19 protein-coding genes and 2 tRNA genes are annotated in these 17600 nt (G+C 57.5%); 11 read left to right on the top strand and 10 right to left on the bottom strand.

The window, feature by feature from the left end; all coding sequences use genetic code 11:
- Window positions 1-367: 367 nt before the first annotated feature.
- From DS906_RS22000 to DS906_RS21985, 4 genes are all read left to right on the top strand, one after another.
- Entirely contained in the window at window positions 368-1123 is a 756-nt protein-coding gene (locus DS906_RS22000; RefSeq protein ID WP_113792161.1) for an allophanate hydrolase subunit 1, read from the top strand.
- The gene (locus tag DS906_RS21995; RefSeq protein ID WP_113792160.1) at window positions 1120-2118 is read left to right on the top strand and encodes a biotin-dependent carboxyltransferase family protein; all 999 of its coding nucleotides are present in this window, start codon (window positions 1120-1122) and stop codon (window positions 2116-2118) included. The genes DS906_RS22000 and DS906_RS21995 overlap by 4 nt, the downstream gene beginning before the upstream one ends.
- 12 nt (window positions 2119-2130) lie before the next feature.
- Window positions 2131-2892: a LamB/YcsF family protein gene (locus DS906_RS21990; RefSeq protein ID WP_113792159.1), complete on the top strand. Its 762-nt coding sequence runs from the start codon at window positions 2131-2133 to the stop codon at window positions 2890-2892.
- Between the two features lie 145 nt (window positions 2893-3037).
- Window positions 3038-4285, top strand: a complete 1248-nt coding sequence (locus tag DS906_RS21985; RefSeq protein ID WP_113792158.1) for a hypothetical protein — start codon at window positions 3038-3040, stop codon at window positions 4283-4285.
- Window positions 4286-4344: 59 nt separating this feature from the next.
- On the opposite strand, the gene DS906_RS21980 is transcribed toward DS906_RS21985, so the two are convergent.
- A complete protein-coding gene (locus DS906_RS21980) occupies window positions 4345-5730 on the bottom strand; it encodes a D-alanyl-D-alanine carboxypeptidase family protein (RefSeq protein ID WP_113792157.1) in 1386 nt (461 codons plus the stop codon).
- 280 nt (window positions 5731-6010) lie between these two features.
- Entirely contained in the window at window positions 6011-6712 is a 702-nt protein-coding gene (locus DS906_RS21975; protein WP_113792156.1) for an HAD family hydrolase, read from the bottom strand.
- 91 nt (window positions 6713-6803) lie between these two features.
- Between DS906_RS21975 and clpS the strand changes: the two genes are divergently transcribed.
- Genes clpS through hemF form a run of 4 tightly spaced genes read left to right on the top strand, consistent with a single transcriptional unit; the run spans window position 6804 to window position 9871 of the window.
- Complete coding sequence (gene clpS / locus DS906_RS21970; RefSeq protein WP_058271961.1) at window positions 6804-7145, top strand: ATP-dependent Clp protease adapter ClpS; 342 nt, start codon at window positions 6804-6806, stop codon at window positions 7143-7145.
- A 32-nt stretch (window positions 7146-7177) separates the two neighbouring features.
- Window positions 7178-8143, top strand: a complete 966-nt coding sequence (locus DS906_RS21965) for a class I SAM-dependent methyltransferase (protein WP_113792186.1) — start codon at window positions 7178-7180, stop codon at window positions 8141-8143.
- A gap of 37 nt (window positions 8144-8180) precedes the next feature.
- The gene (locus DS906_RS21960; RefSeq protein WP_113792155.1) at window positions 8181-8981 is read left to right on the top strand and encodes an SDR family NAD(P)-dependent oxidoreductase; all 801 of its coding nucleotides are present in this window, start codon (window positions 8181-8183) and stop codon (window positions 8979-8981) included.
- Between the two features lie 5 nt (window positions 8982-8986).
- Complete coding sequence (gene hemF, locus DS906_RS21955; protein WP_113792154.1) at window positions 8987-9871, top strand: oxygen-dependent coproporphyrinogen oxidase; 885 nt, start codon at window positions 8987-8989, stop codon at window positions 9869-9871.
- 4 nt (window positions 9872-9875) lie between these two features.
- On the opposite strand, the gene DS906_RS21950 is transcribed toward hemF, so the two are convergent.
- Window positions 9876-10286: a hypothetical protein gene (locus DS906_RS21950; RefSeq protein ID WP_113792185.1), complete on the bottom strand. Its 411-nt coding sequence runs from the start codon at window positions 10284-10286 to the stop codon at window positions 9876-9878.
- A 180-nt stretch (window positions 10287-10466) separates the two neighbouring features.
- On the opposite strand from DS906_RS21950, the gene DS906_RS21945 reads away from it, so the two are divergent.
- Together DS906_RS21945 and DS906_RS21940 are read left to right on the top strand one after the other, a co-directional pair.
- Window positions 10467-10979 (top strand): toxin-activating lysine-acyltransferase, encoded by a 513-nt coding sequence (locus tag DS906_RS21945; RefSeq protein ID WP_113792153.1) that lies wholly within the window; start codon window positions 10467-10469, stop codon window positions 10977-10979.
- 1 nt (window position 10980) lies between these two features.
- Entirely contained in the window at window positions 10981-11874 is an 894-nt protein-coding gene (locus tag DS906_RS21940) for a Hint domain-containing protein (RefSeq protein ID WP_113792152.1), read from the top strand.
- On the opposite strand, the gene modC is transcribed toward DS906_RS21940, so the two are convergent.
- The 3 genes from modC to modA are packed head-to-tail and all read right to left on the bottom strand — an operon-like array spanning window position 11871 to window position 14387.
- Entirely contained in the window at window positions 11871-12968 is a 1098-nt protein-coding gene (gene modC, locus DS906_RS21935) for a molybdenum ABC transporter ATP-binding protein (protein ID WP_113792151.1), read from the bottom strand. The two genes, DS906_RS21940 and modC, sit on opposite strands and share 4 nt — an antisense overlap.
- On the bottom strand, window positions 12965-13657 hold the full coding sequence (gene modB / locus DS906_RS21930; protein ID WP_058278495.1) for a molybdate ABC transporter permease subunit: 693 nt from the start codon (window positions 13655-13657) through the stop codon (window positions 12965-12967). Before modB ends, modC begins: the two co-directional genes overlap by 4 nt.
- A 4-nt stretch (window positions 13658-13661) precedes the next feature.
- Window positions 13662-14387 (bottom strand): molybdate ABC transporter substrate-binding protein, encoded by a 726-nt coding sequence (gene modA / locus DS906_RS21925; RefSeq protein ID WP_233494882.1) that lies wholly within the window; start codon window positions 14385-14387, stop codon window positions 13662-13664.
- Between the two features lie 310 nt (window positions 14388-14697).
- Here modA and DS906_RS21920 point away from each other — a divergent pair.
- Window positions 14698-14773, top strand: a tRNA-Val gene (locus tag DS906_RS21920).
- 155 nt (window positions 14774-14928) lie between these two features.
- Here the strand turns inward: DS906_RS21920 and DS906_RS21915 are convergent.
- From DS906_RS21915 to DS906_RS21900, 4 genes are all read right to left on the bottom strand, one after another.
- Window positions 14929-16368: a CAP domain-containing protein gene (locus DS906_RS21915; RefSeq protein ID WP_113792150.1), complete on the bottom strand. Its 1440-nt coding sequence runs from the start codon at window positions 16366-16368 to the stop codon at window positions 14929-14931.
- 251 nt (window positions 16369-16619) lie between these two features.
- Window positions 16620-16696 (bottom strand) — tRNA-Arg (locus DS906_RS21910).
- 21 nt (window positions 16697-16717) lie between these two features.
- The gene (locus DS906_RS21905) at window positions 16718-17194 is read right to left on the bottom strand and encodes a GNAT family N-acetyltransferase (protein ID WP_113792149.1); all 477 of its coding nucleotides are present in this window, start codon (window positions 17192-17194) and stop codon (window positions 16718-16720) included.
- Window positions 17195-17506 carry an ETC complex I subunit gene (locus tag DS906_RS21900; RefSeq protein WP_109312827.1) on the bottom strand — a complete coding sequence of 104 codons (312 nt, stop codon included), beginning with the start codon at window positions 17504-17506 and terminating at the stop codon, window positions 17195-17197.
- Window positions 17507-17600 lie beyond the last annotated feature (94 nt).

The raw sequence follows: 17600 nt of genomic DNA, 5'->3' as shown, positions 1-17600 counted from the left end.
AAAGCCGCAAGCAGAAAATGACGTCCTGGGCGACTTTTTTCCATCTTTCTATTTATTTGTTTTTTATCAATATCTTAAGTTATGTCATACACCCCTTCGAACGGTATTCCCATCAGTTGAAATACAAGTCGGACCCACACCTGCCCGCGCCGCCAGTAAACGTACCCCTATATATAGACAGGGTGCCCCATCACACCACAAGACTCAAACGAGTCGGAAGCAATTCAATGAGTCGGAATCGGCCCAAAAAACCATGCTGGCACTCTATTCAGGTATAGAATCCGCGCGTGTCTACCCACGCCGGGCTTGCGCATTGGCCCGGGATGCTGTGTGGTCGCCTCTGTAAGATGCCCGGGTTAGCCGTGAAATGACCACCAATACAGCCGACATATTTCCACGCATAAGTACCGTAGGCTATGACGGCCTTCTTGTTTCCTTTGCCGATGCCATGGCCGAACCCTCGAACCGGGCGGCGCTGGCCTTTAGGGGCGCAATAGACGCGGCATCCTGGAACGGTGTCGTCGAAACTTCTGCATCCCTTGCATCGACCTATCTGAGGTTCGACCCCAACAATCTGCCTCGCACTGAAATTCAAGATAAGGTGCGACACTTACTTGCACAGCAAAATTGGTTTGAGGCACCATTGCCTGCCGGTCGCAGGTTGTGGCGGGTCCCGACAGTTTATGGAGGCGAGCTGGCTCCGCAACTGGACGAGGCAGCGGCGGCGGCGGGGTTGGATTCCATGGAAGCCGTTCGGCGGCTGAGCGACACAAAGGTACGCGTGTTAACCATCGGCTTTGCACCGGGGCAACCGTACCTTGGTCCGCTTGGTCCTGAATTCAATATTCCGCGCCTGAAGGAACTAACGCCCATGGTCCCAGAGGGGGCCTTGGTATTGGCAATTTCCCAGTTCGTACTGTTCTCGGGCCCCACTCCGACCGGTTGGCGGCACGTGGGCCAGACCGCATTTCGTTGCTTTCGCCCTAACGCACCGCAGAGCTTTGCGTTGAAGCCAGGGGATGAAATGCAGTTCCTGTCCGTTTCGCGCGACGAACTGGAAAGCATCCGTGCCAACAACTCGGACGGCGCAGGCGGGGCCACCTGCGAGGAGATCGCGGGATGAGCCTGATTGTTCATCGCATTGGCCCGGCCTGCACCATACAAGACAAGGGCCGTGTCGGGTATCTGGATCAGGGGTTGTCCCGATCAGGCGCCGCCGATCAGCTGGCCCTGCACGAGGGCGCAGCGTTGCTGCGTCAAAGCCCGGAGCTTGCGGCCTTGGAAATGGCTGGAATGGGTGGCGAGTTCGAGGCAACGCAATCTCTCGGTATCGCTCTGACAGGTGCCCCGATGCAAGCCAGCATTGATGGCGCACCTGTGGTCTGGAATGCGTCGCACCAAATCGAAGCCGGGCAGCGGCTGGTGATCGGCGCTGCGACGCGCGGGACCTATGGCTACCTGCATGTCAGCGGTGGGATCGCGTCCGAAGCCTTTCTGGGATCACGCTCGGCGCATTTGACCGCCAAGATCGGAAGCACAATTCAGACCGGAGATACATTGCCAGTCGCCGACGGATCAGGCGTGACGGGCATGAAACTCAACCCGGATGATCGCTTCTCGGGTGGCGTTCTACGCGTGATCGCCAGCTTTCAGACCCCCCTGTTCGATCAGGAAACGTTGGACCGCTTTGTGCAAACCGAGTTTCGGCGTGGCAGTCGGGCCAACCGAATGGGGATGCAGTTGGATAGCGAAGGCGAAAGTTTCGCGGCCCAGGGTCAGCTGAACATTCTGTCCGAGGTCATTACCCCCGGTGACATACAGATGACCGGAACAGGCAGCCCATTTATCCTGTTGCCTGAATGTCAGACCACCGGAGGTTATCCCCGTATCGCGACGGTTCTACCCTGTGACCTGCCGCGCGCGGCACAAACCCCGGCGGGCGGGCAGATCAGGTTTGAATTCGTGTCACTAGACACGGCCACAGCCCTGCAAACCGCCCACAATGCCGAACTTGCCCGCCTACCTATGCGAGTCGAACCGCTGGTCCGCGATCCGCATGACATCCCGGACCTCTTGTCCTACCAATTGATCGGCGGAATGATCTCTGCCACCGACTAGGGAGTACTACCTATGCCAAGCGTCGATCTGAATGCCGATATGGGCGAAAGCTTTGGCCCCTGGAATATGGGCGATGATGAAAGTCTGCTGAAAATTATCACATCCGCCAATATCGCTTGCGGCTTTCACGCCGGTGACCCGGATGTGATGGCAAGCACGATGACATTGGCCGCGGAAAACGGCGTCGGGATCGGCGCGCATCCCGGCTTTCCCGACCTGCAAGGCTTTGGCCGCCGCAACATGAAAGTGCCCCATGCCAGCCTGCGCAATCTGGTTCGGTATCAACTGGGGGCTGCAACCGGAATGGCCAAGGCCGTTGGCACCGAAGTGCGGCACCTGAAACTGCACGGGGCGCTGGCCAACATGTGCTCGGTCGATATCGACATGGCCCGAGCCTGTTATCAGGGCGCGCTGGATGTCGATCCGGACATCATCATCATGGTTTTGGCCGTTACCAAACAAGAAGAGGCCGTGCGCGAACTGGGGTGCAAGTGGGTCGGCGAGATCTTTGCGGACCGGGCCTATAACGACGACGGAACTCTGGTGGACCGCAGCCTGCCCGGAGCTGTCATCCATGACCCACAGATCGCCGGACCGCGCATCCTGAACATGGTGCGCGAAGGTGCCATCATCACCGAAAGCGGCCAGCGGCTGGAAACATCCATCGACACGATCTGCCTGCATGGCGATGGTCCAACCGCGGTGCAAATCGCCCGTTCGGTTCGCACATCCCTGATCGACGGCGGGGTCGATGTGACAAAATTCATGCGATAGAAAGAAGGGCGTAATCCTGACGATCTATCCTCTGACTGTTGCCTGCATGGAATACAGACCCTAGCATGTCTGACAAGTGCATGTTCTGAATACCACAATTCCAAGCAACGCCATGCCGAACCGGTATAGGCAAGGAGGTTGGCCAATGTCTTTCGATCTGATGAATTACGAACCGCGCGGCGACAAAAAGAACTCGGAGTTCTTCCACCAATATCTGCCGATGATCTACGAACGCCGCCAAAGCTCGGGCGTGGCTGATCAGGTCGGGGCGATGCAGGCGATCGTCATTCAGGTTGAACCGGACGCGATGTTCGACACGCTGATCGAGCTTTATGTCATGACACCCTACCGACATACGGCCAGCTATCTGGGTCAGACGCACAAATTTGCGGTGATGCACTCACACACCGATTATCCTGCGATAATCGTCATGGCGCCACTAAGCCCGACATTCGAAGACTTTATCCCGCGCATCAACCGTATGTACCCGCTGGCCCGCAACACCCCCCAAACCCGCTATGTCGGAGAGGTTTATGGCGCCACGGACCTTAAGACCCTAACCAAAACGCTTGAAAATCAGAACATCAGGTTTGAGTACAAGGGAGACACCGAAAACCCGTTCTACACATCGGACGGGTTCAGATTTACGTCTCCATCCGATTTCACCTGTAACAGAGTTGGCTACTCATCTTTGGATTTCAACGACACCGACAGCCTTGGTCTGGGTGACCGGATATTGCTGAGCAGTGACGAACAGGCGCGGCTGGATCAGGCAGCCGCATTCGGAGCAGACAGCAAAATCGCGCCTTTGATGCTGGGGGTCGACCACCTTGCAACACGCATTCTGGCTGGTGAGCGTGAGGACGCGATCCTCGAGTTTCTGACCATGGTGCCCTATTACTTTTGGGGCGCGTACAACATCTTTGACATGAACTCGTCGACCAATGTGAACCGAAACGCGAATGTCGATGATGACAAGAAGTCGCCCGCCAAGGTCTTCACCGCGAACAACACGCCCTCCTTCGTCAATTCGTTTGAACAGCTGCCAATGCCGACCGAGGATTTCGTGCGGAACTTTGGCCGTCGCTTGCACCACATGGCGATCGAGATCCAGGACGGCGACCACGGCGCGGGTGAAAAGAACGTCGATTTTGTTGTCAACACACTCAAGGATGAAGGTGTACCGTTCCTGGCCCATGTGGTGGGCGAGTGTAAGGACGATCCGAACCTCAAGCAGATCTTCTCAAAGCATTCGAAGTATACGCTGTTAATCACCGAGTATATCGAACGCTGCCACCACTATGACGGGTTCTTTACCAAGGATAACGTTGCCGCCCTGACCGCTGCGGCGGGTCAGGATGAACAATACGAACACGGCCACGTCTTCGACTGACAAAAAAAGGCTGCGAGTTTCCTCGCAGCCCAGATCCATTCAGGAGAGTATGTCGAGCCTTATGACGGCCCGATCATGAAACAAGTCACATTCCGGGCCTGCAACCGGCGGCAAGCCAGATCGGCCTGTTCGCGGGTCATGCCCTGGAATGTCGCGTCGAAACCGCGCGAGCTTTGGTTTACCTTGCGCAGCGTGCCTTCCAGAGTGGTCATTTCCGACAGCGCGGTTTTCAGCAAAATCTTTTCCGCCTCATATCGGGTGGTATAGCGGCCTACATTCACGCCCCACAGTCGTCCGCCCGATGTGGACAGGCGGGTCACGATCTCTTGCTCGGGTTCAGGCTGCACCGCCGGATCGGTCGAGGCCAGAACCAGGTCAGCCGGGCGCGCAGCGGGACGGGGTACGTCACCATCACCAGAGGGCTGGATGTCGGCAGCTGCGATTGCTGCGGCGATCCCGTCCTTGATGCGCGTGCCATTTTTGGCAGCCGTCTCAGCCACGGCGCCAGCAACCTGAACTGCGGCACCCGGTCCGGGGCGCAGAACGGGGCGCAGACTGGATTTTGGCGCGATTGTCAGCGCCGCGACGGTCGCACCCAATCCTGCGTTCCCGGCATAGGTGGGGCGGGCTGGCTTGCGGATCGGGGCGCGGGAGGGGGCGCGGCGGAAGCCCATATCCAGCAATTCGGCAACTTTGGCGTTCCGCGATGCGCCGGATTTACCACCAAAGACAGTTGCGATGATGCGTTCGTCCTTGCGCTTGGCCGATGCAACCAGGTTAAAGCCCGCAGCCCGCGTGTACCCGGTCTTGATACCGTCTGCACCTTTATAGGCCGCCAACAGGCGACGGTTCGTATTTGGAACCGTCTTGATCCCTGCATGCGTGGATTGGCGCGAGAACAGGTTGTAATACTGCGGATAGTCATAAAGCAGATGGCGACCCAACGTGGTCATATCCCGCGCGGTCGACAAATGGCCCGACTCCGTCAGGCCGTGTGCGTTCTTGAAGGTCGTCCGGCTCATGCCCATGGCTTTGGCGGTACGGGTCATGCGGCGCGCGAATGCGGCTTCGGATCCACTGATCGCGATGCCAATCGCCGTGGCCGCATCATTGGCGGACTTCACGGCAGCCGCCCGGATCAGATAGCGGAACGCAATGGTCTGCCCGGTGCGCAGGCCCAGCTTCGAGGGGGGTTCAGCCGTCGCCTTTTTTGTGATTCGAACGGGCGTGTCCAATGTGATCTCACCATTCCGCACCGCCTCGAACGCAATGTAGAGTGTCATCATCTTGGTCAGAGAGGCCGGATGTAGTCGGGTGTCAGCATTGCGCGAATGCAGTACCTCGCCTGTCCGGGCGTCGATGACCATCGCCGCATATGGTGCCGCAAATCCCTGCAACGGCGCGAAGGAGAGCAACCACAAGAATGCTATAAGAAATAAGCCCATCCGGGCCGGAACTGTCCGCCGAACCTGCACGATCTTTGCCTCTGTCTACCTCAGGCCGCCGGGTTTTCCCGGTCAGCGTTAATTATTTTTATTATCGATAAGGCTAACACAGAGACCCAATGAAATAAACCGAAAGCGTGCAAATTCGCTGTTTTGTTAAACGTCCGAACCGGCACTACATGTAGACGCGCAAAGCCCGTGACCTACCACAACTGCGCAAATTGAACCCCTGAACGTAAATCCCGCCCCGTTTTTTGAAAACTGAGACCAATTGGCAACATCAACTTAGGCGCTGAACCAGATCAGCAAGTTCGCCCAAATCCCGCATCTCGCGATAGCGCGGATTGTCCGCCGGGGTTTCGGCCTTTTCAATCTCCCAGACCAACCCATGGGGCACATAGACGCCCCAACACCCGGCCTGAATTGGGGCGACGACATCGGACCGCATCGAATTGCCTACCATCATTGCAGATTCGGGCCCGTCACCATGCCGCGCAAAGATATCGCGGTAGGTTTGCGCTGACTTTTCGGACACGATTTCAACCTCGTCGAACAACTCTCCCAGACCGGATTGCGCCAGCTTTCTCTCTTGATCGATCAGGTCGCCCTTGGTGATCAGAATCACCCGATGCGTATCAGTCACCGCTTGGATGGCCTCCCGCGCGTGGGGCAAAAGCTCGATCGGGTGGGCTAGCATATCCTGCCCCGCTTCGACCAACTGGCGGATAACCGAGGCTGGAACATGGTCGTCGGTCACTTCGATTGCGGTTTCGATCATCGACAGGGTGAAGCCTTTGATTCCGTAGCCATAGTGTCGGATATTACGTTTTTCCGCAGCAAGCAGCCGATCCAACAGGTGATCGCGATCAGCGTGATCGGCCAGCAATTCCGTGAAATGCGTCTGCGTCAGTTTAAAAAACCGCTCGTTGTGCCAAAGCGTGTCGTCGGCGTCGAACCCGATTGTGGTCAGCGCTTTTTCCATTTCGATTACGTCCTGCTGGCTCTTTTCTCTGGCCCCATGCACGTTATATAACCGATCAGACAAACCGAAGCCTGAATCGGACAAAGGCGCAATGACTGAACACAAATGGATGATGTCTGACCAACCGGACAACGACGATGATCCGTCGCTGTTGGTACAGACGCGCCCTAAGACCAAGCGCCCGCCGTTGTACAAGGTACTGCTGCTGAACGACGACTACACCCCGATGGAATTCGTGGTGCATGTGCTGGAGCGTTTCTTTGGCATGACCCATGCCGAGGCGTTCGAAATCATGTTGATCGTCCACAAGAAAGGCGTCGCCGTGGTTGGCGTGTTCAGCCATGAGATCGCCGAAACCAAAGTGGGCCAAGTCATGGACTTTGCCCGCAGGCACCAGCACCCCCTGCAATGCACAATGGAACGGGAAGAGTAAGGCCGCCTTAGCCTTCTCTCTCATATTTGCCCATGTCCCCTCGTCTTGATCTTGCCCTGCAAAGCGGCCTTGAGCTGTCGCAACCACTCAGCGTGCTTGGGCCGACATCCGACAGCGATCTGTCGGCCCTGCCCCGTGGAACACAGGTGGTGCAGCCATTCAAACCGCTTCACGACCACTTTGCCGGACAGGGCTTTGCCGCGGTGCCGGAGGCCCACGACCCCTGTCAGGATGCCATCGTGATCCTGCCCCGCGCCAAGGCGCTGGCGCGCAGCATGGTGCAACAGGCCTGTCAGCGGGCCAACGGACTGATTGTCATAGACGGTGCCAAAACCGACGGTGTCGACAGCCTGCTGAAAGAAATCCGCAAACGCGTTGACGTCGAGGGGCCCATCGCCAAGGCACACGGCAAGATATTCTGGTTCCAATCCGCGCCCGAGGCTTTTGCCGACTGGGCCGCCCCGGACAACCAGACAGTCGATGGCTTTCAGACCGCGCCCGGCGTGTTCTCCGCTGATGGGATTGACCCTGCCTCGACCCTGCTGCTGAACGCGTTGCCCGAAAAGCTGGGTGCAAGGATCGCTGATTTGGGCGCTGGCTGGGGGTATCTCGCGGCGGGTGTGCTAAAGGCTGCCAATCCGCGCGCGTTACATCTGGTCGAGGCCGACCAGATTGCCCTTACCTGCGCACGCGTCAATATGGCCGAGACCTGCGCGCAGTTCCACTGGGCCGACGCCGTCACGTGGAACGCGCCGGAACCGTTGGACACGGTGATCATGAACCCTCCGTTCCACACATCGCGCGCCGCTGACCCTGAACTGGGTCAGGGCTTTATCAAATCCGCAGCTCGAAACCTGACCCGGAGCGGAAATCTCTGGATGGTCGCAAATCGCCACCTACCCTACGAGGTCACGCTGGCCGAGAATTTCCTGCAGGTTCACGAGGTATCCGGCGACAATCGGTTCAAGGTGTTCCACGCCTCTCGCCCTCGACGGTGATCCCGGTTAACCTGCGCCGCAAATCAGGAGACAACGCATGTCCTTTTCCATAGCCGGTAAGACCGCCATTGTCACAGGCAGCGCCAATGGTGTCGGGCTGGCCATCGGGCGCCACTTTGCGGATGCCGGGGCCAATGTCATGTTTGCCGACATGGACGAAAAACGGCTGTCCGACGAACTCGGCGAACAGGCCGATGACAGCAACATCCGGTTTTTCGCTGGCGACCTGCGGGAAAAGCTGACCATCGCGAACCTGTTGTCTGCCACTTTAGATGCCTTTGATCAGGTGGACATCCTGATTAATGGCGCGCGGCAGGTGATCCCGTCTGATCCGCTGGATGCGGACGACGATTCCGTGCGCATGCTGCTCAATCAGAACCTGATGCCCGCGCTGCGCCTAAGCCAGGCGGTCGCCAAGCGCATGATAAAACAAGCAGGCGACACTGACGAAGGCCCCGCCGGGTCGATCATCAACCTGTCTTCAATCGCCGCGCGGCGCACCCACCCCGATCTGATGGCCTATTCCGTATCCACCGCCGCGCTGGATCAGATGACACGTTCGCTGGCCGTTGCCCTGGCCCCGAAACGGATCCGCGTCAATTCCATCGCGCTGGGATCGGTCATGAGCGCCTCGCTGCAGTCCACGCTCAAGGAAAACCGGGACTTTCGCAACGATATCGAGAAACATACGCCCCTGGCCCGGATCGCAGCCCCGAACGAACTGACCGAGACGGCACAATTCCTGGCCTCGGACGCAGCCGGGTTCATCACCGGGCAAATTCTGACAATTGATGGCGGCCGCACCTTGCTGGACCCCGTCGCAGCCCCGGCCCATTAATCCCTATGTTCGATACCGAAAAATCAACCGCCGCCGCGTGGTTCCGCCAATTGCGCGATGACATCGTCGCCGCGTTTGAGGCACTTGAAGACACCCACAGCTCTGGCCCTTTTGCAGAAGCAGCACCAGGCCGGTTCGAGGTCAAGGAAACCAAACGCCAATCCGAGGACGGCAGCGATGCGGGCGGCGGGTTGATGTCCGTGATGCGTGGCGGGCGGGTCTTCGAAAAGGTCGGAGTCAATGTCTCGACCGTATACGGCACTTTGGGTGCGCGGGCGCAACAGGCCATGGCGGCGCGCAAGGGGATTCCGGGGATGACCGAAGATCCGCGTTTCTGGGCGTCGGGCATCTCTCTGGTCGCGCATATGCAAAACCCGCATGTACCGGCCGTTCATATGAACACACGCATGTTCTGGACCCCGCACGCATGGTGGTTCGGCGGCGGTTCGGACCTGAATCCCTGCATCGAGTATGATGAGGACACAGCGCATTTCCACGCCACCCAAAAGGCGCATCTGGATCCGCATGGTCCCGGCCACTACCCCCGCCTGAAAGACTGGGCTGATGAGTACTTCTATATCCCCCACCGCAAGCGCGCCCGCGGCGTGGGCGGGATATTTATGGATGACTATTGCACCGGAGACTGGGCCGCAGATTTCGCGCTGACCCAGGATATCGGTCGCGCATTCCTGCCTGCCTTCCTGCCATTGGTGGAAAGGCGCCGAGTCCAGGGGTTTGACGAGACGGCCAAAGACACGCAACTGGTGCATCGGGGCCTTTATGCCGAATACAACCTCGTCTACGACCGGGGCACAAAATTCGGACTGGAAACCGGCCATGACCCGGATGCGGTGCTTATGAGCCTTCCGCCAATGGCAAAATGGGTCTGATAAACTAGCGGAACCCAAAATCCAGGAAGTTGTCAAAGCAATAGCCCTGCGCGGAGCCTGCCGACATGTTCTCACCCACACGTTTCACCGTGACCGAATATCCCGGCGTGGTATCGACCCCATCGGGTGGGGTAAGTGAAAACTGCACCGTGCGCACGCCTTTTTCGTAGGCCCTGACTATATAGATACGCTGAGTTGCCTTGGTTCTGAGTGTGCGAATAGCAAAGTCCCCTATCCCGCACCAATACGAGACCGGGGCCGAAGACCCGCTGACGGCGACCTCGTATACACCGTTGTTCATAGGAGTGACTGTGGTTTTAAAACCCGGGTAAGCGCCGATTCCGATCCCAATTCCCTGTGCAGATACAGGCGACACCGCAAATGCTGCCAGGGCCGCTATTTTCAAAACTCGCATAATGGCAATTCCTGTTTCGAAACAATTATTCAAGATCATACCGGACACGTGATCCGAGTAAAGCGGCACCATTTTCGGGATTTTGGCCGACAGGACCCCGACACAGAGCATACAGGCAAAACAGTATCATTTTGAATCTTAAGCAATTAGGCTCAAGGTATATTTTGGCTGGGGTTTGTTTTGAGCAAAGCGTTTCCAAATGACTGGTTTGATATCCCATCCGAAAAATACGCGGATTTGGGCGCCATGTTCTATCTTGCATCGCTGACCAAAACACACAGGCTGCGGACCCTTGGGCAGGTGCTGTACGCATTTGAAACGCCTTTTCGGCTGAACCAGTACCATATTTTCCGACAGAACGGATTCCCGCGCGGGTTTGTGACCTTCGCGGGCCTCAGCCCCGAAGCCGAGCGTCGGTACGCCATTCAGGAAAAGCCGCTGAAGGACACGGACTTTGCCAGCGGCACGTCCTTCTGGATCGTCGACCTCGTGGCCCCGTTTGGACAGACCAACCAGATCGTCGACATACTGAAAAAAGAAATCCCCCACCCTCGGGTCCGAACCAATCGGATGGACAGCGACCTGACCCGAAATCGCATCGTGGAGTGGACCCGCGACGACGCGGGGGACGTACACATGGAGCTTTACCGGAAGAAAGAATTTCGTGAGGTCCTGACTATGGGAGGATCTTGAAATGGTATCGATCGTAGGGACAACAACTGGTTTTGTGACTGGAGACCCGCCCAATCAGGCCAGCGGTGATCTCGGCTTGACTGGCCTTCCCCGTACGCAATCCTGGTCGATCTCTGATCAGCCATCACTGGGCGTGGCCTCCATTAACCCAAATACCGGCGAATGGACCTACACGGTCAATCAAAGCGATTTTGACGATATCCCGTTCGGGACTACGGTCACTGATACCTTCACGGTACAGGTCACCGGATTGGACTTTTTCTTCCAACCATATGATCTGACCCAAGAGATCACGATCACCCTTGAAGGCGTGTGCTTTACGGCAGGCACCTTGATCCTGGCCGAAAAAGGCAATCAAAAGATAGAAACCCTGAGCGTTGGCGACAAGGTGATGACCGTAGATCGCGGGCCGCAACCGATCCGGTGGGTGGAAAGCAGCGCCTTATCGCCGGACCGATTACGTGACAATCCGGCCATGCGCCCTGTTCGGATCAAAGCTGGCAGCCTTGGCACAGGACAGCCCGAACGCGATCTGTTGGTATCACAGCAGCACCGCATTCTGGTCAGCGGACCAAAGGTCGAGCTTTTGTTCGGCGCGCCCGACGCGCTGGTTGCGGCCAAGCATCTTTGTTCCTGGCCAGGTATCGCGATTGACACCTCTGATGACCCGGTCGAGTATTTTCACATCCTGCTGGATAACCACGAAATACTGACAGCCGAGGGCACACTGGCTGAAAGCCTCTATCTGGGTGAGGAATCCCTGTACACACTTTCCTCGGACGCATTGCAGGAGCTCGCCGCCATTTTCCCCGACACATCCACGCCGAATGGTCTGGGATTCGGCCGGGCAGCCCGCCTGATCCTGCGAGAATTCGAAGCCCGCGCGCTGGCTTAGACCCCGCGCAAGTGCCCGCCCACGTCCTGCGGTGCCAGTGCGACCGTTTTGATAACTGCAAAACAGGGTTTGCCCGGTTCCAATCCCAACGCTTCAACTGAGCGGCGGGTGACGCGGGCCAATACAGAACCCGCGGGCGTTCTTACGGACACAATCGCCCCCGGCCCTTCGCCTGCGCGGATGGTGTCGACCGTTCCTTCCAGCACATTCAGGGCCGAAAGTCCTTCGGGGCGTTTGCTGGACAGAATAACCTCTTGCGCGGGAATGCGGATGCGCAACTCTTCCGCAATTTGCAGAGGTATCCGGGGCAGAAACAAGGGCGACCCGCCCGCGTCCAACTCGGTCAGCCCGTCCGAATGATGTTTGACGACCCGAACCTGCAACACTGCACCGACCGCCCGCACACCAGCCGGTGCGACCGACGGATCGGCCAGTACATCGGAGGCCGGGCCATGCCGCAAAACTTTGCCCTCTTGCAACGCGACAACCGATGTCGCCAAGCGCGCAACTTCCGCGGCCGAGTGTGTGACGTACAGAATCGGCACCGAAACCTCGTCCCGCAGCCGTTCAAAATACGGTAATATCTCAGCCTTTCGCGCGTCGTCCAATGCGGCCAGAGGCTCATCCGCCAGGATCAGCCGTGGACTGGCCAGAAGAGCGCGGCCAATGGCAACGCGCTGCTTTTCCCCGCCCGACAACCCTGAAGGGCGCCGGTTCAACAGGTGCCCGATCCCCAGCATTTCGATCACTTTGTCTGGGTTTTCGCGGCGGGATTCCTTGGGCGCGAACCATTTTCCGTAGAACAGGTTCTGGCGCACAGTGAGATGTGGGAAAAGACGACCTTCCTGAAAGATATAGCCCAGCCGCCTTTTGTGCGGCGGCAACCAGAGGCCTTGCGCGGTGTCAAACAGCTCCCACCCGTCTACGGCAACCCGACCGGCCATGGGTTTCACCAAACCGGCAACAGCGTTGACAATGGTTGTCTTTCCAGACCCGGACCGCCCAAACAGAACCGTCACACCGGGTGGAGCATCAAAACTCAGATCCAGCTTGAGGTCGGGTAGATCGTGCTGCAGGCGAACGGACAGGCTCATGATCCGGCCACCCGCGCCGCAACGCGCCGCCCAATAAACTCGGACAACAGCAGCGCGCTCATGGCAACCACGATCGAGATGACCACTAAACGGGTGGCCGCCGCTTCGCCGCCCGGAACTTGCAGGAAGGCATAGACTGCTGACGGCAGGGTTTGCGTCTGACCCGGGATATTCGACACAAACGTAATCGTTGCCCCGAACTCTCCCATCGCTTTGGCAAAGGCCAGTATTGCCCCGGCGATAACGCCGGGCAGGATCATCGGAAGGGTCACTGTGGCAAACACAAACAGGCGTGATGCACCCAGTGTGGCCCCGGCCTGTTCCAGTTTGGGGTCCACAGCTTCAATCGACAGGCGTATGGCCCGCACCATCAGCGGAAATGCCATTATACCTGCGGCAAGGGCGGCGCCGGTCCAACGAAACGCCACGACAATTCCGATCTCTGCCAGCAACTTGCCCAGAGGCCCCTGAATCCCAAAAGTCAGAAGAAGCAGGTAACCGGTCACCACCGGTGGCAGGATCAAGGGCAAATGCACCAGCCCATTCAAGACCTGCCGCCCTGGAAACCGCCAACGTGCCAGCGCGTAGGCAACGAATATGCCCAACGGCAATGTCACCAGTGTTGCCCAAAACGACACACGTAGCGACAACTTCAGCGCCTCAAGCTCTGCAGGTCCCAACCACCCCATACCGCTATCCGTTCGGCAGGGTGAAACCCTGCTTTTCAAACACAGCCCGCGCCGCCTGAGATTGCAGGTGGTTCAGAAACACCCGCGCGGATTCAGCACCGGCAGCCGTCAGAGCCGCCGGGTAGATGATGGGCGGATGCAGGTCGGGCGAAAACTCTGCGATGACACGAACCCGCCCCTCGACCTGCGCATCGGATCGGTAGACGATCCCCATCGGGGCCGCACCAGTGGCAACTAGTGCAAGGGCTGCCCGCACGTTATCCGTCTGTGCGATCTGGCCCTGAATGCCCTGCCACAACCCCAAGCTTTCCAACGCCGCCTTTCCGTAAATACCTGCCGGCACGGCATCAACCAGCGCCATGGCCAGATATCCACCTTTCAGTGCGGAGGCCAAAGCGACCCCGGGCCGCATTTCGCCAATGTCAGCCCCTTCGCCCCCAGCGACCAGAACCAGGCCATTGTTCAGCAAATCTATACGAGTTGTAGGGTCAATCAGGCCCTGATCTTGCAGCACATTCATCCAATCCACGTTGGCGGAAATGAACAGATCTGCCGGGGCACCCAACTGAATCTGGCGCGCAAGAACGGACGAGGCCGCGTAGGATACAGTTATGCCCTGCCCAGTTTCCTGCTCAAATTCAGATGCCACCTCATCAAGCGCAGTCTTGAGGCTGGCTGCTGCAAAAACCAAAATCCCCTCGGCCCGCGCGCGAAGCGGGGCCAGCGTCAAAGCGCCCAGAACCAGGGCCGCAATCAGAACTCGGCGCGTGTGGGACAGGATCGGTTTTCTCCCGCCTGGAAAGTTGCAGTTCCTTTGGGGATATCTGAGGCGGCAGGTGGCACGCAAGCGCCTTTGCAATCACCCAAGACGTAGAACGCAAAACGACAGGCCCCTCACAATCGAAACGACCCCGCAACACAAGGCACGGCGAATTTCCCGCCGGATTGAATTGCCAGTGGCGAACAAATCAGATTCTGGGAAAGAAATTCTACCAGACCCTCTTGCACCCAGGCGCAGGCTTAGCTAAATGCACCGTCACGGGTGATTAGCTCAGTTGGTAGAGCGCTTCGTTTACACCGAAGATGTCGGGAGTTCGAGTCTCTCATCACCCACCATCCACTTCACTGAATTGGCGGTTGAACTTACCAACAACGATATTGTTTGGTTTGCGGGTTGGACCAGTCGACTACATTGTTGGGCCGTGCATATTACTTCGAGCAGCCTACGGTGACTTTCAATACAATTATCAGCATGCAATCGACAAATTGACTTAAACCATCAAAAACGCGTCATCCTCAAGCCTGGTTACGTTGAACACGACATCTTCGAAATCGGAGTCACCTCCACCGGTCAAGTCCTCGAAACCGATGGCCATTGACTCGCCACCCGACACAATACCCGAAAGGGCGTGTTGCTGATCGTCACTGTTCAAGGCCGCCTTTTCGGCGTGAAACGTGGTGACGCTGGCAGAATTCCCATTCACCGTCAAAACGAAATCAAATTCGTCGTCCACGTCTGCCATGCCACCATTGCTGGCAACAAAATCCAAATCGTCGCTGTCTGAAAGGGTCTGGGCCCAATCAGCACCATCCTGAACAATAAAGAACCCAAGGCGGCTTCCGTCGGTCACGTTATTTAAGTCTACAGTGCCATTTGCAGCATTGGTGTTTCCAAACACCAGGCGCACATTCGCGATTTCGCCATTGCTCAGAATGTCGTAGACGCCGAGAACATTGTTAAATTCCGCGGTCCCAAGGTCGACCATTTGTATTCGAAAATCCGTCGTGCCGTCGCCTTCGAGAAAGGATTTGTTCACGATGCCGTTGACGATGCTGGCGTCAACTCTGACTCCGGGCGCAAGGTCAGGTAGAAAATTTGCATAGCTGACCACAGTGTTTCCATCCTTGGCGATGGCAAAAAAGTCACCGCCTGTCTGCCCACCGTCCAGAGAAATTGTCAGATCCGTCGTGCCGTCACCATCAAGATCGAATCCAACGTTCGAACCATCGGTGAAACGGACGTTGGACCGGTTTAGCTCAACCCCTTCAATGATCAGGGATTTTCCCACGCCAAACCCGCTGACAATACTTTGGTCCAGTTCTTCCGGTGTCCCTCTGAGTGTGTCCGCGTCCCCGAACGACAGATTCTCTTGCGAAGATGTCGATACCGGACTTGCTGGTTCGTCCGGATCGGGAACGGTGGTCACCGGATCTGCTGGCGTAACGGGGCCTCCAGCATCCGAGCCGACTCCAGTGTCCAACTGGACACTCGCGGAAGTACGGGCAAAATTCTGGGTCACAATGACGGCGGGAATACCACCGAATGAGCCAATTTCAATTCCGATGCCGATGTACGCCAAGTTCGGATTTAGGATGTTGGCGCGGTGATCGGGGCTGTTCATAAGTGCATTGTGCAGATCGACGACATCGTCCGAAAATCCCGGCTCTCCGCCTTGGCTTTGCCAGGCAATGTTCTCGGCGGTGGACCAGGACCCGGACAACACAAAACCCGCGTCGCGCATGCGCTGGGTGGCCGAGCTGCCGCCCTCACCCGTATGCGAGAAATTACCGGATTCCAGCATCCACTGGCTGTGTTCTTCGGCCGAAGCGTTTAAGCGGAGTTCCAGCTGCACAGGATCAAGGCCGCGTGATGCACGTTCTGCATTGATCAAATTTAGCATTTCACGCTCAAGCGTGCTGGCCTGCGACATCGTCCATCCTCCGATTTTTCGCAATCGTCGCAGTCAAACTTGATCAGATTTGTGCAAACCGCAGTCCAAAAACGCGCGCATGCTTTAAACGGCAGAGTTTCGCTCGACAGGGTAGTGGGAACGGCAATATTTTGCGTACGTCACCCCCTGCAGAAGCAATATGTTCCCACGCCTGCATTGAAAAAGCCCAACAAAGGTGGCGCCAACCAAGTGATCCATGCAGCGATGTCACCAAGACTGGGGATAATGGTTGGCGATCCCGGAAGGACTCGAACCCTCAACCTGCTGATTAGAAGTCAGCTGCTCTATCCAGTTGAGCTACGGGACCGCTGGGCCCTTCTTGCTGTTTTTAGTTCCGGGGTTCAAGAGCCAAGCGCATAAAGGCGCTGTTCGGGTCGTTTTCATATCCGAAAATCGGACCGCAATAGGAATACCCAAGCCGTTCATACAGCTTACGGGCGGCCGCATATTCCGGCAGATGTTCAGCACCAGTTTCCAGAACCAAAGCCGCCACCCCTTGGATGCCGGCCTCATCTGTTAGGTGGTTCATCATCTGACGCGCCAGACCGCGTCCACGCACCTTCGAGATGATGTGAACGGACTTCACCTCGGCCGTTCCGTCCGGCAACGCCCTTAACGCCCCGCAGCCGACGGGCTGTCCGTCCTCAAACATGGCCCAGAACCTGATGCCCTCGGCAGCCAGAGCCTGGGCATCCATGGTATGGTTGCTTTCCGCAGGTCCGGCAGTTTCGCCATGTGCAAAATGCGCCTCGATCAATGGGCGCAGTGCGTCCGAGGTCGGATCCGCCTCATGGATTTCGATCATTTAGTGGGTCCAGGGCGCGCGCCGATCAGTGGCGAAATTCTCACCATAGCCGCGCGAACGCAGGTTAGGTTTGCGTTTGTGCGGTTCGCTGACCTGGACTTCAATGCCATTGTCTTTGGCATAGTCCAGCGCCTCTTCCTTAGTGTCGAACTTCAGGCGCACTTGAGTTTGCGTATCGTCGGAAGACGTCCAGCCCATCAGCGGATCAACCTCACGCGACGACGCGGGCGCGTATTCCAGAACCCACTTGCGGGTCTTGGCCATCCCCGAAGTCATTGCGTTCCTGGCAGGCTTGTAAATCCGTGCGCGCATGTCGCCTCTCCGTCCTCACTTGGCTGAGATTGTTTATGCGTCAGAGTACAGGCTGGGACAAGATGGGAATTGTCGCGGCTGGTCACGCCCTGAT

Source organism: Ruegeria sp. A3M17 (genome assembly GCF_003318255.1).
Taxonomy (GTDB): Bacteria; Pseudomonadota; Alphaproteobacteria; order Rhodobacterales; family Rhodobacteraceae; genus Ruegeria.
Note: the sequence above shows the minus strand (reverse complement) of the source record. Positions and strands in the feature narration are given on the sequence as shown.

What these genes read in the sequence shown, in the direction of transcription:
- DS906_RS22000 (WP_113792161.1), top strand. Translation starts at nt 368, where the DNA reads ATGACCACCAATACAGCCGACATATTTCCACGCATAAGTACCGTAGGC.
- DS906_RS21995 (WP_113792160.1), top strand. Translation starts at nt 1,120, where the DNA reads ATGAGCCTGATTGTTCATCGCATTGGCCCGGCCTGCACCATACAAGAC.
- DS906_RS21990 (WP_113792159.1), top strand. Translation starts at nt 2,131, where the DNA reads ATGCCAAGCGTCGATCTGAATGCCGATATGGGCGAAAGCTTTGGCCCC.
- DS906_RS21985 (WP_113792158.1), top strand. Translation starts at nt 3,038, where the DNA reads ATGTCTTTCGATCTGATGAATTACGAACCGCGCGGCGACAAAAAGAAC.
- DS906_RS21980 (WP_113792157.1), bottom strand. Translation starts at nt 5,730, where the DNA reads ATGGGCTTATTTCTTATAGCATTCTTGTGGTTGCTCTCCTTCGCGCCG.
- DS906_RS21975 (WP_113792156.1), bottom strand. Translation starts at nt 6,712, where the DNA reads ATGGAAAAAGCGCTGACCACAATCGGGTTCGACGCCGACGACACGCTT.
- clpS (WP_058271961.1), top strand. Translation starts at nt 6,804, where the DNA reads ATGACTGAACACAAATGGATGATGTCTGACCAACCGGACAACGACGAT.
- DS906_RS21965 (WP_113792186.1), top strand. Translation starts at nt 7,178, where the DNA reads ATGTCCCCTCGTCTTGATCTTGCCCTGCAAAGCGGCCTTGAGCTGTCG.
- DS906_RS21960 (WP_113792155.1), top strand. Translation starts at nt 8,181, where the DNA reads ATGTCCTTTTCCATAGCCGGTAAGACCGCCATTGTCACAGGCAGCGCC.
- hemF (WP_113792154.1), top strand. Translation starts at nt 8,987, where the DNA reads ATGTTCGATACCGAAAAATCAACCGCCGCCGCGTGGTTCCGCCAATTG.
- DS906_RS21950 (WP_113792185.1), bottom strand. Translation starts at nt 10,286, where the DNA reads ATGCGAGTTTTGAAAATAGCGGCCCTGGCAGCATTTGCGGTGTCGCCT.
- DS906_RS21940 (WP_113792152.1), top strand. Translation starts at nt 10,981, where the DNA reads ATGGTATCGATCGTAGGGACAACAACTGGTTTTGTGACTGGAGACCCG.
- modC (WP_113792151.1), bottom strand. Translation starts at nt 12,968, where the DNA reads ATGAGCCTGTCCGTTCGCCTGCAGCACGATCTACCCGACCTCAAGCTG.
- modB (WP_058278495.1), bottom strand. Translation starts at nt 13,657, where the DNA reads ATGGGGTGGTTGGGACCTGCAGAGCTTGAGGCGCTGAAGTTGTCGCTA.
- DS906_RS21915 (WP_113792150.1), bottom strand. Translation starts at nt 16,368, where the DNA reads ATGTCGCAGGCCAGCACGCTTGAGCGTGAAATGCTAAATTTGATCAAT.
- DS906_RS21905 (WP_113792149.1), bottom strand. Translation starts at nt 17,194, where the DNA reads ATGATCGAAATCCATGAGGCGGATCCGACCTCGGACGCACTGCGCCCA.
- DS906_RS21900 (WP_109312827.1), bottom strand. Translation starts at nt 17,506, where the DNA reads ATGCGCGCACGGATTTACAAGCCTGCCAGGAACGCAATGACTTCGGGG.